This is a genomic window from Chromohalobacter sp. 296-RDG (assembly GCF_029889885.1).
GTDB lineage: Bacteria > Pseudomonadota > Gammaproteobacteria > Pseudomonadales > Halomonadaceae > Chromohalobacter.
On the sequence record NZ_JARANY010000059.1, the window covers coordinates 1 to 15,408 of the forward strand.

14 protein-coding genes and 1 pseudogene are annotated in these 15,408 nt (G+C 58.6%); 5 read left to right on the top strand and 10 right to left on the bottom strand.

The window, feature by feature from the left end:
• Window positions 1-947, top strand: a 947-nt coding sequence (locus OP495_RS14505; protein WP_280570287.1) for an ATP-binding cassette domain-containing protein, incomplete at its 5' end; no start/stop codon positions are given.
• Window positions 948-969: 22 nt separating this feature from the next.
• Here the strand turns inward: OP495_RS14505 and glpK are convergent.
• The 4 genes from glpK to csiR all read right to left on the bottom strand — a co-directional run bounded on the left by glpK (window position 970) and on the right by csiR (window position 5,954).
• Window positions 970-2,478, bottom strand: a complete 1,509-nt coding sequence (glpK, locus tag OP495_RS14510; RefSeq protein WP_280562108.1) for a glycerol kinase GlpK — start codon at window positions 2,476-2,478, stop codon at window positions 970-972.
• A 50-nt stretch (window positions 2,479-2,528) separates the two neighbouring features.
• Entirely contained in the window at window positions 2,529-3,257 is a 729-nt protein-coding gene (locus tag OP495_RS14515; RefSeq protein WP_280562107.1) for an MIP/aquaporin family protein, read from the bottom strand.
• A 186-nt stretch (window positions 3,258-3,443) separates the two neighbouring features.
• A complete protein-coding gene (gene glpD / locus OP495_RS14520; protein WP_280570289.1) occupies window positions 3,444-4,964 on the bottom strand; it encodes a glycerol-3-phosphate dehydrogenase in 1,521 nt (506 codons plus the stop codon).
• Between the two features lie 300 nt (window positions 4,965-5,264).
• Complete coding sequence (gene csiR / locus OP495_RS14525) at window positions 5,265-5,954, bottom strand: DNA-binding transcriptional regulator CsiR (RefSeq protein ID WP_280570291.1); 690 nt, start codon at window positions 5,952-5,954, stop codon at window positions 5,265-5,267.
• 151 nt (window positions 5,955-6,105) lie between these two features.
• On the opposite strand from csiR, the gene glaH reads away from it, so the two are divergent.
• Both glaH and lhgO read left to right on the top strand, forming a co-directional pair.
• A complete protein-coding gene (gene glaH / locus OP495_RS14530; protein WP_280570293.1) occupies window positions 6,106-7,068 on the top strand; it encodes a glutarate dioxygenase GlaH in 963 nt (320 codons plus the stop codon).
• A 95-nt stretch (window positions 7,069-7,163) separates the two neighbouring features.
• Window positions 7,164-8,360: an L-2-hydroxyglutarate oxidase gene (gene lhgO, locus OP495_RS14535; protein WP_280570295.1), complete on the top strand. Its 1,197-nt coding sequence runs from the start codon at window positions 7,164-7,166 to the stop codon at window positions 8,358-8,360.
• A gap of 22 nt (window positions 8,361-8,382) precedes the next feature.
• Here the strand turns inward: lhgO and OP495_RS14540 are convergent, their stop codons facing one another.
• The 6 genes from OP495_RS14540 to OP495_RS14565 all read right to left on the bottom strand — a co-directional run bounded on the left by OP495_RS14540 (window position 8,383) and on the right by OP495_RS14565 (window position 13,048).
• A complete protein-coding gene (locus OP495_RS14540; RefSeq protein WP_280570297.1) occupies window positions 8,383-8,814 on the bottom strand; it encodes a transcriptional regulator in 432 nt (143 codons plus the stop codon).
• A 109-nt stretch (window positions 8,815-8,923) separates the two neighbouring features.
• Window positions 8,924-10,666 carry a sulfate permease gene (gene sulP, locus OP495_RS14545; RefSeq protein WP_280570299.1) on the bottom strand — a complete coding sequence of 581 codons (1,743 nt, stop codon included), beginning with the start codon at window positions 10,664-10,666 and terminating at the stop codon, window positions 8,924-8,926.
• Window positions 10,667-10,813: 147 nt separating this feature from the next.
• The gene (locus OP495_RS14550) at window positions 10,814-11,188 is read right to left on the bottom strand and encodes a flagellar protein FlaG (protein ID WP_280570302.1); all 375 of its coding nucleotides are present in this window, start codon (window positions 11,186-11,188) and stop codon (window positions 10,814-10,816) included.
• Between the two features lie 102 nt (window positions 11,189-11,290).
• A complete protein-coding gene (locus OP495_RS14555) occupies window positions 11,291-11,770 on the bottom strand; it encodes a hypothetical protein (RefSeq protein ID WP_280562097.1) in 480 nt (159 codons plus the stop codon).
• 139 nt (window positions 11,771-11,909) lie between these two features.
• Window positions 11,910-12,425, bottom strand: coding sequence for a hypothetical protein (locus tag OP495_RS14560; RefSeq protein WP_280570304.1), 516 nt, complete (start codon window positions 12,423-12,425; stop codon window positions 11,910-11,912).
• Between the two features lie 125 nt (window positions 12,426-12,550).
• Window positions 12,551-13,048 (bottom strand): hypothetical protein, encoded by a 498-nt coding sequence (locus OP495_RS14565; RefSeq protein WP_280570305.1) that lies wholly within the window; start codon window positions 13,046-13,048, stop codon window positions 12,551-12,553.
• 215 nt (window positions 13,049-13,263) lie between these two features.
• Here OP495_RS14565 and OP495_RS14570 point away from each other — a divergent pair, with 215 nt between their 5' ends.
• Window positions 13,264-14,982 carry a methyl-accepting chemotaxis protein gene (locus OP495_RS14570; RefSeq protein ID WP_348521317.1) on the top strand — a complete coding sequence of 573 codons (1,719 nt, stop codon included), beginning with the start codon at window positions 13,264-13,266 and terminating at the stop codon, window positions 14,980-14,982.
• A gap of 78 nt (window positions 14,983-15,060) precedes the next feature.
• Window positions 15,061-15,195: pseudogene (locus tag OP495_RS14575) on the top strand (transposase); the annotation flags it as partial.
• Between the last annotated feature and the right edge of the window lie 213 nt (window positions 15,196-15,408).

The window sequence follows — 15,408 nt, forward strand, 5'->3', positions numbered from 1 at the left end:
TGGCCCGCCGCGCCGCGCTGGGCAATGCGCTGGTCACCTTGACCGTGCAAGGCACCGCTGTGGCGATTCTCTGCCTGGCGCTGCTTGCGTTCGCCGCAGGCAAGATGTCGGCGCCAGTGGCAAGCATGTTGCCACTGGCGGTACTCGCCTTGAATGAAGGCCTCGCCATGCTGCCGGGCGCCTTCGTGCAATTTGGGGCGACATGTACGGCTGCCGCGCGGCTCAATGCCGAGGCGGCGGCACCTGCGAGTGACGACGGCGAGGCTTGCCTGGCGAGTGCCGAGGTGCCGTCGCTCACCTTCGAGGCAGTGACGCTGCGTTATCCGGGCATGGGCACCACGCCCGCGCTCGAAGACGTCAATCTACACGTGGCGGCCGGCGAACGTGTCGCCGTGCTGGGCCCCTCGGGCAGCGGTAAGTCGAGCCTTGCTCAGCTCGTCGTCCGCGCGTTCGATCCCGAGGCGGGCAGCGTGCAACTGGCGGGGCAGGATCTACGCGGCTTGGCGCCGCAAGCGTTGCGCACACGACTCGCCTACCTGACCCAGCACACCGAGCTTTTTCATGCCCCGTTGGCTGACAACCTGCGCCTGGGATTGCCGGTCGAGCACGACCTGGATGAAGCGGCCGTCGAACGTGCCCTGTGGCAGGCGCTATGGATCGTCGATCTGGACGGTTGGGCGCGCGAACTCCCACACGGGCTCGAGACCTGGGTCGGCGAAGCCGGGCGCCAGCTTTCCGGTGGGCAGGCACGCCGCGTGGCGCTGGCCCGGGTGATCCTGCGCGATGCGCCGCTGGTGTTGCTCGACGAACCGCTGGCGGGGCTGGACGCCGCCACGGCAACGACGGTCGCCGAGCGTCTCGACACCTGGTTCGACGGGCGCACCGCGCTGATGTTCGCCCATCGCCGCGACGCCCTACCGCGCTGCGATAGGGCGTACGTCTTATAACTATAAGCGTGGCAAGCGACGCTTACGAAGCCACATGAAAGCCCATGGTCGCTTGGACGGCGCACTTCCAGCCTTCATAGAGCTCGTCGCGCTTTTCCACGCGCATCTGGGGTGTGAAGTGGCGGTCCATGGCCCATTGCTTGGCAATTTGCTCGCGCGATTCCCAGAAGCCCAGCGCGAGACCGGCCAGGTAGGCGGCGCCTAGAGCGGTGGTTTCATTGACCGCGCAACGCAGCACATCCACGCCCAGGATGTCGGCCTGAAACTGGGCGAGAAAGTCGTTGGCGATAGCGCCACCGTCGGTACGCAGTTCGGTGAGCTGGAGGCCGGCATCGGCCTGCATGGCGTGGAGAACGTCCGCACTTTGGTAGGCCATGGATTCTACCGCCGCACGGATGAAATGTTCTTTGCTCGTGCCGCGCGACAGGCCGAACATCGCGCCGCGGACGTTGGAGTCCCAATAAGGTGCGCCCAGACCAGTGAACGCCGGTACGAGGTAGACGCCGTCGTTATCGCCGGCGCGCTCGGCATAGGCTTCTGAATCGGAAGACTTGCCCAGCATGCGTAGGCCGTCGCGCAGCCACTGGATCACCGAACCGGCCACGAACACGCTGCCCTCGAGGGCGTATTCGAGTTGGCCGTCTATCTCCCAGGCGACGGTCGTGAGCAGGCCGTTTTCAGAAGCCGTAGCTTCCGGACCCGTATTCATCAGCGTGAAGCAACCGGTGCCATAGGTGTTCTTGGCCATGCCGGGGTTGAAGCAGGCCTGACCGAACAGCGCGGCTTGCTGGTCACCGGCCATACCGGCGATCGGCAGCTCATTGCCGAAGAAATATTTCGGCAGCACCTTGCCATAGACTTCACTGCAGGACTTGACCTCGGGCAGCATCGATTCGGGCACGCCGAACAACTCGAGCAGTTCCGGGTCCCATTGACGATTGCGAATGTTGAACATCATCGTCCGCGAAGCGTTGGTAACGTCGGTGACATGCACCTCGCCGCCGGTCAGATTCCACACCAGCCAGGAATCGATGGTGCCAAACAGGAGCTCGCCGTTGTCGGCTTTTTCCTTTACACCTTCGACATTATCGAAGATCCACTTGAGCTTGGTGCCCGAGAAATAGGCATCGATGACCAGCCCGGTCTTGTCGCGGACCATCTCCGCATGCCCGGCGTCACGCAGCTCATCACAGATCTCGGCCGAATGACGTGATTGCCAGACGATGGCGTTATACACCGGCTGACCGGTGTTCTTGTCCCAGACGACGGTGGTTTCGCGCTGATTGGTGATGCCGATGCCGGCAATTTCCGAGACATCGACCTGCGTGTTGTTGATCACCTCGGTAAGCGTCGTCAGCACGCTGGTCATGATGTCGCGTGGATTGTGTTCCACCCAGCCCGGCTGCGGGAATATCTGCTCGAACTCGCGCTGGGCGATGCCGGCGATCTGGCCGTCGTGGTCGAACAGCATGGCGCGGGAACTGGTCGTACCCTGGTCGATCGCGAGTACGTATTTCTTTGCATTGCTCATGGAAGGTCGCTCCTCGTGTTCGTTACAAAAAATCGATCAATCTGAATGGGTTAGTAGATGTAAGCAACAAGTGCCGCCAACGTGCTGCCGATGACAGGGCCGACGACCGGCACCCAGGCATAGTGCCAGTCATTCGACCCCTTGTTCTTGATAGGCAGTAAGGCGTGGGCAATGCGCGGGCCGAGATCGCGCGCTGGATTGATGGCATAGCCGGTAGGGCCACCCAACGAAGCCCCGATAGAGACCACCAAAAGCGCGACCGCCAAGGGCCCGAGGCCGGACGGCGTATTGCCGAACATGAGAATGACGAAGATCAGCACGAAGGTGCCGATGATTTCGCTGATCAGGTTCCAGCCATAGGATCGGATGGTCGGTGCGGTGGAAAACGTGGCGAGTCTGAGCGCGTTGTCTTCGGTGTCATCGTACTGTTTCTTGTAGGCCAGATAGCAAACCACGGCCCCTAGAAAACCACCGATGAGTTCGGCCACAAAATAGGTGAGGGTGGTGACGAAATTGATCGGGATACCCTCCGCATACTCTTTGGCCGGGCCGATCAACAGGGCCAGCGTCACTGCTGGATTGATATGTGCACCGGTATCGTAGGCGACGTAAACACCGCAGAACACGGCAAGCCCCCAGCCGAAGAAGATCACGATGCCATCGCTGCCGTTACCGTTCGTCTTGTTCAAAAGGACATTGGCCACCACGCCGCAACCCAGCAGCGTCAGGAACGCCGTGCCGGCGATTTCGTGGACCAGTATCGTTTCTACAATGCCCATGAGTATGCCTTGTGGTAATGAGTGTCATGGTTGGATAAGCCGGGATGCGCACGTCCAGCAATGTCGACAGGCATGTCAGCAATGAGTCGGCGAGTCATGGTTTTCCTCCTCTTTGTGGCGCCACCTGCATCGATGGCAGTTGGGTTTGTGTCGTTATTCACGACGGCTGGGTTCTCCAGGTTCGTTTTAAGCCTCTGAATCGGCTTGGGTCGACTCAGCGAAGGAGCGGGTGAGGTAATCGGCAAGTCGGAAATGTTCATCATCACTGAGACGTAGCCCGAGCTTGGATCGCCGCCAGAGGATGTCCTCGGCTGTGCGCGCCCATTCGTGATCGCGCAGGTAATCGACTTCGGCGGCGTACAGGTCGGCGCCAAAATGCTCACCGAGGTCGTCCAGACTTTTTGCATCGCCGACGATGTTCGTGACCCGTGTGCCGTAGTTGAAGACCATACGATTGGCCATGCCCAGTGGAATGAAGGGATGACTTGCTTGTAGCGATTCGAAAAGGTGCTGTGGTTTCGCTTCTTCGCCGCCGGGCAGTGGATGGCCTTTGCCGGTCCAGGCTTTTTGCTGGCATCCGAGTTCGGGTGCCAGTTGATCGACAGCGTCCTCCGCCAGCCGTCGATAGGTCGTCAGCTTGCCGCCGAAGACATTGAGCAGTGGAGCGCCGTCGGAAGTATCGAGTTGGATACGGTAATCGCGGGTGATTTCGCTGGCGTTGTCCTCACGGTCATCGAGGAGAGGACGCACGCCCGAGTAGCTCCAGACGATATCGTCGGGTTCGATAGGTCGTTCGAAATAGCGATTGGCCGACTCGCATAGATAGCCGATCTCGTCTTCCTCGATGGCGATATCGCCGGGAGCGCCCTCATGCTCGATATCGGTCGTACCGATGAGCGTGAAATCGCGCTCGTAGGGAATGGCGAATACGATGCGGCCATCGGGTTGCTGGAAGATATAGGAGTAGTCGTGGTCGAACAGCTTGTTCACTACGATATGGCTACCCTTGATCAGGCGCAGCGAATACTTGTGATCCAGCGACGCGACCTCGTCGAGAAAACGCACGGCCCAGGGCCCGGCCGCGTTGACCATTCCGCGAGCGGCGACCTTGCAAGTATCGCCTTCGGCGGTACGCAGGGTGACGGTCCATCCGTTGGTATCGCGTATGGCGGTCTCGGCACGCGTGCGCGTCATGATGCAGGCGCCACGGTTAGCTGCATCCATGCAGTTGAGCACCACCAGCCGGGCATCCTGAACCCAGGCGTCCGAGTAGACGAAGCCCTTGGTGAACTCGGGCTTCAGTGGTGCTCCGGCCGAATGGCCGGCGAACTTGATGCCGTGCGAGCCCGCTAGCGACTGTTTTCCACCCAGATGGTCGTACATGAAGAGCCCGGCTCGGATCATCCAGGCCGGACGCAGGTGCTTCTGATGAGGCAGGATGAAACGCATTGGCCAGATGATGTGCGGCGCCGTCTTGAGGAGTATTTCGCGCTCGGAGAGAGCTTTGGCCACGAGCTTGAATTCGTACTGCTCCAGATAGCGCAAGCCACCGTGGATCAGCTTGGTCGAGGCCGATGACGTATGGCTGGCGAGATCGTCCGCCTCGACGACGAGCACCGAAAGTCCACGGCCTGCAGCATCACGCGCGATGCCTGCACCGTTGATGCCGCCGCCGATGACAACCAGATCGTAGGTTTCGTTTTGCATGTTCGTATTCGCCCACTGGTGTTCGGTTTGGATCATTGTGGCGCGAAATCGAACATTTTCAATTAGGCAAAAAGTAGTAGACGCTATTCCGGCTTATGGTCGGTGTTAGAAGAATGGGCCATGGGGACGGTCTTGTGGAGGAGAAGGGCAGTGCGTGGATGCGGGTTCGTCAGTGAAAAAGCGAGTCGATGTGAAAATTCAAAATTCGGATCAGAACATGGCGGCCAGATTCGAGGAATTATCTTGCGGCCAGATGCGAACGACGACCGCACGCTGACCGATCGTGGTCGACTCCAGGATTTATACGAGCCCCTGTTCACGTAACACCTCTTTGATGATCGGTACCGGCGTCATCAGGTGCTCGCGCATCATGGCGCAGGCTGTCGCCGCGTCACGGGCGAGGATGGCGTCGGTCAGCGCTGCATGCTCGCGCCGCTTGGCGTCAAGCGCCTCTGCCGAGAACACGGTTTGGCAAAGCCATAGATGGCGGTAGCGCTCGGCCTGGTCTAAGAGCCAGGTCCGTGTCTGCAGTAGGTGTGGTGAATCGCAACCCGCCGCGATCGCGCTATGAAAAGCCTGGTGACGGACATCCCAGACATCCAGCATGTCGTCGGCACTGTTCACCGTTGCCACCTTGGCGAGGGCATGCGCCTTGGCCAGAATCTCCGCTTCCCAGTCGTCGCCACCCCGGGCGATGGCCAGTTCCAGTACCAAGCCTTCCAGTTGCGCGCGTGCATCGTAGAGGTCCTCGAGCTCCTTGATCGACATCTCTGCGACGCGATAGCCGCGTTGGCTCACGGCCGTCACCAGGCGTTCGCTGACCAATTGCGACAGGGCCTCACGCATGGGCCCCACGCCCAGATCGTAACGTGTCTTTAGATCGCTCATGCGCAACTTTTCGCCCGGCGTGTAGGCACCGCGAATGATGTCGCGCTTGAGCTGGCGGTAGGCACCGATGGCGAGATTAGGGCGCGGAGTGGCGCTGGTCATGGGGCGATTCCACCAAATATGTGAGCGCCATGATACCGGAGGCCACCGGAAGCGGGGAACGGTCTTGCGTCGATGTGCAAGTATAATTTTGACGTTTTATAAAAATATAGATATTTTTAAGCCGACATCTAGAACACCGTGGAGGCTAGCCATGACCGCCCTCGATACCCCTGCCGACCGTGCCTCTCAAGGCTTCAGCGTCGCACCGTCCGCTCAATCATCGCGGTTGTTGCAACTGACCCTGGACGCCGCGACCGTGCGCTCCTTTCTCGATGCCACCGCTGAATGGCCGATTCAGGCGCTGGAATACAAATCGATGCTGCGTTTTCGCGTCGCTCGAATCCTCGACGACCTATGCGCCAATACCCTCAAACCGTGGCTGGCGGATACACTGGTGGATCGTGCCACCGGTGGCCTGTTGGTAACGCCGGAAGGGCTCGATGAAGTGGCGCAGGCCGACGATATGGTGAAGGTGGCCACGGCGGTGGCGCATTGCATCGGACGCTCCAACTTCGATGCCATGAGTGGGCAGTACTACGCGCGCTTCGTGGTCAAGAATGTTGATGAATCCGACAGCTACCTGCGTCAGCCGCATCGCGTCATGGAGCTGCACAACGACGGCACCTTCGTCGAGCAGGACACCGACTACGTGCTGATGATGAAAATCGACGAGCAGCACATGCAGGGTGGTAATTCGCTGTTGCTGCATCTCGATGACTGGGCAGATCTCGAGCGTTTCCACGCGCACCCCATGGCGCGTCGCAAGATGCGCTGGGCGGCGCCGCCCAGCAAGAATGTCGGCCAGGACGTCTATCATCCGGTGTTCGATGTCGATGCGCAGGGGCGTCCGGTGATGTCCTACATCGATCAGTTCGTGCAGCCGCGCGATTTCGAGGAGGGCAACTGGTTGTGCGATCTTTCCGAGTCGCTGGAAAGTAGCGAAGCGCGACTGTCCGTGCCAATCCCCATCGGCAGCTTCCTGCTGCTCAACAATCACTTCTGGCTGCATGGGCGTGATCGCTTCACGCCGCATCCCGATTTGCGCCGTGAGTTGATGCGCCAGCGCGGTTACTTCACCCAGAAGCAGACGCTTGCCAATCCCAAGCACGCTTGAGTGGGCAGTTGATGCGCGATGAGTGAGGGATGTCTTGAACGCCAACCCGGCGTTGCGCAGGCTGTAACGGTTCAATTCTGACAAGCGAGAACGCGGTGTACGATTTCATCATCATCGGCGGCGGCATCCTGGGGATGTCCACCGCTATGCAACTGATCGAGGCCTATCCCGACAAGCGCATACTGCTCGTCGAGAAGGAACGCGGCCCGGCGCATCATCAGACCGGCCATAACAGTGGTGTGATCCACGCCGGGGTCTACTACACGCCGGGCAGCCTCAAGGCGCGCTTTTGCCTGGAAGGCAACCGCGCTACCAAGGCGTTTTGCGATACTCACGGCATCAATTACGAAAGCTGCGGCAAGCTGCTCGTCGCCACCAACGCGGTGGAAATGCAGCGTATGCAGGCGTTGTGGGAACGCACCGCCGCCAATGGCCTGGAGCGCGAATGGCTCGACGCCGACCAACTGCGTGAGCGTGAGCCCAACATTACCGGGCAGGGCGGTATCTTCGTGCCCGCCAGTGGCATCGTCGACTATCGGCAGGTCACCGCGAAGATGGCCGAGGTATTCCAGAATGCCGGCGGCGAAGTGCGTTACGCGGCGCCGGTCACGGCACTCGAAGAGCGCAGCGAAGAGGTCGTGGTGACCACCGACCAGGGCATTTTTACCACGCGCCATCTGGTGTCATGCTCGGGACTGATGGCGGACCGCGTAGTCCGCATGTTGGGCGTAACGCCCGAGTTCACGATCTGCCCTTTCCGGGGCGAGTACTATCGACTGCCGCCCGAGCACAATCGCATCGTCAATCACCTGATCTATCCGATTCCCGACCCAGCGATGCCGTTTCTCGGCGTGCATCTGACGCGCATGATCGATGGCAGCGTCACCGTAGGGCCGAATGCCGTGCTGGCATTCAAGCGCGAGGGGTATCGCAAACGCGATGTGTCGTTTAGCGATCTGGCTTCCATGGCCGGCGATCCAGGGATTCGCAAGGTACTGCGGGCCAATCTCAAGCCGGGGCTTCATGAGATGAAGAATTCGTTTTTCAAGGGCGGCTATCTGGAAGAAGTGCGCAAGTACTGTCCGCGCCTGACCCGCGATGACCTGCGCCCCTATCCCGCCGGCGTGCGCGCCCAGGCGGTGGCCAAAGACGGCAAGATGATCGACGACTTCCTGTTCGTCAACACGCGGCGCAGCGTTAACGTGTGCAACGCGCCATCGCCCGCCGCTACCTCGGCAATCCCCATCGGCGCGCATATCGTCGACAAGGTGAAGGCGCTGGTGGAAGAATAAGCGTCTCCCTTGAGAGAGATATTTAACCGGCAACACGGCGGGTGGGGCTGGGCTCCTTGAAGGTATCAGTCGCGATGCCAAAGCGCTCCGATAGCTCGCAGACTTGGCGCCAGTTGAGTTTACGGCGTCCGGCGAGAATGGCTGATACCACCGATTGAGCGCCTATTTCAGGTAACTCGCTTTGTGAAATCTGATGCTCCTGCATCAAATAACGCAGTACGTCGACACCCGAAACGTCGGGCATGGGCCGGCGTTCTTCATCGTAGGCTTCGATGACATCCCCCAAGCGACTCGCCAAGCTGGCGAGGAGGTGGGACTCATCCTCGCCAATCAGGTCGAGAAGTTCATCCAAGGCCTCGACACGCGCGTCATATTCGATGTCGTCGGTGGGCATGGTGAGCAGTGGTGCCAGATAGCTCCAATGCTGAGTGGCTTGTTCGACGAGCGTGTGCATAGTCACTCCTGTTTCCACTTGCCCTGATCGTATTCCGTTTGTGATAAATAGCAATATGCTATATAGGTCTCTCCAATTCTCATATCGTTTGGCCATCGTGAGACACAGCTTAGCGAGGGGAGTCGCTAGGCTGAGGTTTCACGGCGGTTTTCTCGTCGTGTAGCGCTTCCCAGGCGTAATAGGTGCTCAGGAAGACCTCGCCGGTAAGATGGTCGAGGAAGTCGCTTTGCTTGAGCTGGTCCATCACCGGGCCTTTGACTTCGGCGAGATGCAGCTTGACCTGTGAATCGTCGAGGCGGGCATTGATGGCTTCCAGACTTTCCAGTGCCGAGGCGTCGATCAAGTTGATGGCCGAGCTGATCAACACCACATGCTTGAGCGCCGGGCGTTCGGCGACCATGGCGTAAACGGTGTCTTCCAGGTAACGCGCGTTGGCGAAGTAGAGGCTTTCGTCGACGCGCAGTAGGGCCACGTTGGGGTCGTGCTCGGTGGTGTGGCGCTCGACGTTGCGGAAATGCTCGGTACCGGGGACGCGACCTACCAGAGCGCTGTGGGGGCGACTGGTACGGTACAAGAACAATGCCAGTGAGAGCCCTACGCCGGTGATGACACCGACTTCGACACCGCTGACGAAGGTCAGCACGATGGTCGCGAGCATGGCGGCGAAATCGCGCTTCGAATAACGCCAGGTGCGCTTCAGGCCGCGTGCATCAAGCAGCGTGAAGGTCGAGACGATGATGCTGGCGGCGAGCGTGGCGATGGGCAGAAAGTGAATCAGCGGCGTGAGGTAGAGCGTCACCAGCGCCACGCCCAGCGCGGCGAAGCTGCCTGCGGCCGGCGTGCGCGCGCCGGCATCGAAATTGATCACCGTGCGCGACAGGCTGCCCGTTACCGGCATGCTGCTGCTCAAGGCGGCGGCGATGTTGCTGCCGCCCAGCGCGAAAAGCTCCTGGTCGGGCGAAATGCGCTGACGACGTTTGGCGGCCAGCATCTGCGCCAGCGATACCGACTCGATGAAGCCGACCAGGCTGATCAGAAACGCCGGCATGAGCAGCGTACTGATCAAGCTCGGGTCGAGCGAGGGCAGTGCCAGCGGTGGTAGATGGCGCGGAATTTCGCCGACCACGGCCACGCCCTGCGCCTCCAGGTTGAACGCCCACACCAGCAGGGTCGAGATCATGACGGCAATGATCGGCCCAGCCTTGGTGATGAAGCCACTCAGCGTGGCGGTCATGCCCATGCGGCGCAGCGTGGGACCGGCGCGGCGCATCACCATCAGAAACGCCAGCGAGACGAGGCCGATCAACGCCGTCAGACCGTTGAAATCCTGCCAATGTGTGACCAGCCCGGCGAGCTGTTCGATCAGCGTGAACCCGGACATCGAGATGCCCAATAAGTTGCCCAGCTGGCTGGTGGCGATCAACACGCCCGAGGCGCTGAGCAACCCGGAAACGACCGGATGACTCAGAAAGTTGGCGAAGAAGCCCAGCCGGAAGACCCCCATCAGCATCAGCATGACGCCGGAGAGGAACGCTAGTGTTGCGGCGGCTTCACTGTAGGCGACGGTCCCCGTGGCGACGATGTTTGATAACGCCGCGGCGGTCATCAGGGCGACGATCGCCATTGGCCCCACCGCCAGCGTGCGGCTGGTACCGAAGACGGTATATGCGATCAGCGGCAGTATGCTGGCGTAGAGGCCCGTCACCGCCGGAAGCCCAGCGAGCAGGGCATAGGCCAGCGCTTGCGGAATGACCATCAAAGTGACGATGACGGCGGCGAAGAGATCCTGGGATAGCGTGTAGCGATCGTAGCCTGGCAGCCACTCGACGATGGGAAAGTAACGCTTGAGCATCCGGGTCTCGTTGATGTGCAAGGAAGTCAGGTTTCTGAGCGAAAAGGTATAACGCTAGAAGTGTTTCTAATAGGCACTAATGGTGCGGCGTGAGGGCCGTGTGTGCAAGTGCGAGGGGTGGGGGCTGACGCAAGGCGGCCTTCTGAATCACGCTTCCCAATCGACCAGTCGGCCCTGGCGTTGCTCCAGGGTTTCGGCAATGCGCAGCGTCTCTTCGCTGGGGATCTGGCGGATCAGTTCCTGGCTGTCGCGGTCGACGATGCGTGTCACGATCCGGCCCTCGTATTCCGACAGTTCGAACTGGACATTGTAGGCGCGCATCACATCGTTGACGCGGTCGATGGGCTCAGCGAGCTCGCTCATGGTCAAGGCCGATGGCGCCGATATTCCTTGCGCGTCACTGTCAGGCTGGATGTGGGCCAGGGCCATATCCAGTCGCTGGCGGCCGCTCAGCGGGTTGGGTGTGATGTTGGCGGTGGCAGGACCGCTGTTGACGGGAAATTCAGGAATGTTCGACGACATATACGTCCCCTTGCGTTGTTATCGATCTTGTATATCGAGTGCAGCCTCATTCAAGAAGCAGGCTCTTCTCAGAGAGCCTAAGAGCACCCGGTGGCAACCGGATCACGTCATCATATCGATGTGCGTGCGTCCGGCATCGTCGCCGACGCCGATGTCGACGAAGAAGGCATGCCGAAAGCTGCTATCGCGCTTGTAAGCGTGGATCTTCTTGACGTCCTGATGCTTACCGAAGCTATTGGTACTTTTTTGCACCTCGATAGTGGCAAGGTTCTCGTGGGTTCCGCGGTGATGAATGATGATGTCGGGGTAGGCGGTACGCGCATCGGTATCGGCGGTATTGGTCACGCTCGTCATGTGGCGGGTGCGTTTGCAGGGGCCCGGCCAGCGATTGTATTCGCAATCGATATCCCAGTCGGGAAACGCCTGTTGCAGGTACATGGCCAAGCGGAAGGAGAGAGAACGTTCCGTCGCCGACGCCTTGAGCAAGGAGGCATCGCGCTCGAGAAGTATTTCAAGGGCGTGGTTCAGCTTCTCGTGAATACTGGTGTCGGATTCGGTGATGAATGTACCGATATGAGTCATCGGGTGCCTCGCTTTTTTAGTTCTTTGCTTTGGCTAGCGTAATAAAGACCGGTAACGTCCCTGCTTATCCGTTATCGGCCATGACAGATCAGACTTTAATGTCTTTTTTAACGGCGAAGGCTTTTTTCATGACATAACATCAAACGGGGCGAAACTCGGCGTGCAGCTTGCTATCGCGGACCATGACATAGGCCATGTTGCGTTTACCGTTATCGTCTAGCCAGTCGAGTTCATTGACTCCCGGTTTGAGGACCGATTCCGCCGCTGCGAGCGATGTTGCGGAGGTGCCATTGACTGATACCACCACCGCGCCGAGCGGTAAACGGCTTTGCAAGGGACTTTCCGCGCCGATTTCGACGAGCTTAAGACCGGTGGCGGCGGACTCCACGGGCGCTTCTGCTTTTTTGGGACGTGGCGAGCGCGCTCCGGATTGAGGGGCAGGCGACGGCGGTGATGACGATGCTTCATGCCGGCTGCGCGAACGGTCCTGACGCAACTGCGAATGAGCGGAGGTGACTAGCAGCAATGTGCCAACCAGGAGTACGATCATGGCAATATTGGCAAAGAGCAACGCGGGCAAGTGGGCGCCGAGTAGTGACGGTGCCTGGCGTTGGAAGAGCAATATCTTGTACGTCGTGTAGGGTAGGGTCGTCATGACCACGCCCCATAGCACGATTAAAAAGGTCTGACTGCGCAATAAAGTCCGCATGGTGTACTAGCCATATTCAAAGAAGTTCAGCAGATTTAACCCATTACAAGAAAAAATCAAGTATCCCCCGCCTAAAGTACGAACGACCGTTTCTCTACGAGCCCACAAATCAGACGATTAATACGCGCAGCCGCACTACTGACGCGCATGCGCCTTGACCATCTTGCGTTATCCAGGGCGATAGCTTCGTTTTCATCCAGCTGCAGGAGAGAACCGCCAGTGCGATCATCGTCCTGGGTAGCACGGATCACCGCCGCATGGCGGCGCGATACACTGGCGACATTCATGCGGATGGATAGCAGCATCAGCTCGAAACGGCGTTTTTGATCCTCGCGACGGGCGCGTTCTTCGCCGGATTCGGTCGTCTCGACGAGCGACGCCAGGGTCGTATTGATCAGCTTCTCGACCAGATCGAGGCGCGGCACGATCTCGTCATTCAGTTCATTAACGGTGATGTGGGTACGGGGAGAAGACATGGTATCGCCTATAAGAGAAAACGCGCTCAAACGAGAAGGAGCAACAACAAGATTGCTCATGGTTTTTCGAATATCGGCCTTGAGGCGATTCACTTGAGCGTCATGGGCCAGATAGGTGGCAGTTGGCGGGGGGGGCTGGCCCTGAATTCAACTAATAAGTGCAGCACTGACGCCGGCTCAGGCGTACCGCTGCTACTGCGTCATCGGCCGGTGCGCTACCTTGGTATGACAGTCAGCGAATAGCAATGCAAAGTATGTATATCTACTTATACAGTTTTTATCCATAATAAAACATACTCCATTGATCGTTGGAGAGAAGGGATTTATTCAAGTTTATCCATGCCCAGCCGATACCCTTTCTACCTAAGAAAAGATGGTGCGTGAACATTAAGAGGAGGGGTATGTTGAGTAATTTACATCAAAGCAATCTCAATAAAATTAGCGTCAAGTATGCTGTCGCTTTTATTACGGTAGCGCTTTCGATGTTGGCGATCATGGTGGTGGATGAGCGATTGGTCAATGCCGTCAAGGAGCGGATGACCAACTTTAGTGGTGAGTTCAATGTGGCGATTTCAAATGTCCTGAATGCGGATCGGGACCTGTATCAAGGGCAAATGGCGTTGCTGGAGCTCCTTGATGAAGAACCGGATAGCGACGGAGGCCAGCAATTCATTGCGGATTACAAGGAAAATGCCGAGCAGGCCTATGACCGCATGCATACGTTCGAAGAGCACATGTCGAACTATCCGAGTGTGGTGGCGGAGCTGGAGCAATTCGAAACGCGCTACGAGGCGTGGGCTAATGTGTCCGATAACATCGTCGAGTTGCACCGAAATGGCGAAATAGAGAAAGCCCAAGCCTTATTCGATGAAGAGAGTATGCCACGCTTCCATGAGTTGCGTGAGGTTTATGACCTGGTTGGTCAGGCCTTGAATGCCAAAGTGGCCGATCTGGAAACATCGATGCTCGACCGGATCGATACTCAGCAGCTTTGGGTCATTACCATTTCGTCGATTATCTTCCTGGCTGCCATCGCTCTCGCATTGATCGGTCCTCGCAGAATGTCGAAATCGATTCGCGCTGTCAGTGAGCGAATCCGTGAGATTACCGAGGAGGATGGCGACCTGACCCAACGCATCGACTCACGCCGTAGCGACGAAATCGGCGAGTTGGGCGAACGCTTCAATGATTTCATCGACCGGATCGACAGGACGTTGCAAGCGGTGCGTTCCAGTACCCAAAGCGTCAATTCGGCCTCGAATGAAATAGCCAAGAGCAGCCAGGACCTGGCGTCGCGTACCGAGCAGACGGCGTCCAACCTGCAGGAAACGTCGTCATCCATGGAAGAGATTACCTCCACGGTTCGCCATACGGCCGAGACTGCAACACAAGCCGATGAACTGGCGCGCAGTAGTGTCGATGTCACTCGTGGCGGTCAGACGGCGATGCAGGATGTCGAAACGACCATGAACGATATCAGCGAGTCGGCATCACGCATTAACGAGATCATCGGCATGATCGATTCGATTGCCTTTCAGACCAATATCCTGGCACTTAATGCCTCCGTCGAGGCGGCGCGCGCCGGTGAGCATGGCAAAGGTTTCGCCGTCGTTGCCGAAGAAGTCCGCACGCTGGCCGGGCGCTCGAGCGATGCTTCACGCGAGATCCGCGGATTGGTGGAAACCTCTGTCTCCAACGCCGAGTCAGGTTCGGAAAAAGTGCGCAAAGCCGGTCAGACGATGGAAGAGATTGCCGGCAGTATCGAGCGGGTCACGCAAATGATCGGCGAGATCAGCACAGGCTCTCAGGAGCAGAGCAGCGGTATCAGCCAAGTCAACACCGCCGTGACCGAACTGGATACCATGACGCAGCAGAATGCGGCGATGGTCGAGCAAAGTAGCGCTGCCGCCGACGAAATGAGTCATCAGGTGGAACGCCTCATGGCTCTGATCAGTTCTTTCAAATTGAGTAATACCGAAGAGGATGACTCACGCATGAACCAAGTCCTCACACATCAACAGAGTTAATCTCCGTCTCGAGGGAATAGCCGCTGCCATCGTTCGTAGACACCTTTTGGCCTTATACTGAAGGCACCAGGAGGTTCCATGAGTCGTCAACGATACACCGAAGCATTCAAGATCGAAGATGTTAAGCAGGTGGCGGAGTGGGGCCATCCCGTCGCCGAGGTCGCCGCCCGGTTGGGCGTTTCCGGCTACAGCCTGTATCCATGGATGAAACGCTAATATGGTATGTGCCGCTGTGATACTTGAAGATAGGCTGGTCGTCAAAACCGTCAAGCATCATTTTCAGTGGGCGGAATGACCATGCGCACCACGTACGATGAAACTGACGATATCCTAGTTGTGCATCTTGCGGAAGACAGCATAAGCGTCGTGCTTGCTGCGCAAAGGCGCTGGTGGTGGCGGGACGAATGTTTTCCGGATGCGCCTGTA

Coding starts and splice junctions, on each gene's coding strand:
- glpK (WP_280562108.1), bottom strand. CDS start 2,478: ATGAGCAATGCAAAGAAATACGTACTCGCGATCGACCAGGGTACGACC.
- OP495_RS14515 (WP_280562107.1), bottom strand. CDS start 3,257: ATGGGCATTGTAGAAACGATACTGGTCCACGAAATCGCCGGCACGGCG.
- glpD (WP_280570289.1), bottom strand. CDS start 4,964: ATGCAAAACGAAACCTACGATCTGGTTGTCATCGGCGGCGGCATCAAC.
- csiR (WP_280570291.1), bottom strand. CDS start 5,954: ATGACCAGCGCCACTCCGCGCCCTAATCTCGCCATCGGTGCCTACCGC.
- glaH (WP_280570293.1), top strand. CDS start 6,106: ATGACCGCCCTCGATACCCCTGCCGACCGTGCCTCTCAAGGCTTCAGC.
- OP495_RS14540 (WP_280570297.1), bottom strand. CDS start 8,814: ATGCACACGCTCGTCGAACAAGCCACTCAGCATTGGAGCTATCTGGCA.
- sulP (WP_280570299.1), bottom strand. CDS start 10,666: ATGCTCAAGCGTTACTTTCCCATCGTCGAGTGGCTGCCAGGCTACGAT.
- OP495_RS14550 (WP_280570302.1), bottom strand. CDS start 11,188: ATGTCGTCGAACATTCCTGAATTTCCCGTCAACAGCGGTCCTGCCACC.
- OP495_RS14555 (WP_280562097.1), bottom strand. CDS start 11,770: ATGACTCATATCGGTACATTCATCACCGAATCCGACACCAGTATTCAC.
- OP495_RS14560 (WP_280570304.1), bottom strand. CDS start 12,425: ATGACGACCCTACCCTACACGACGTACAAGATATTGCTCTTCCAACGC.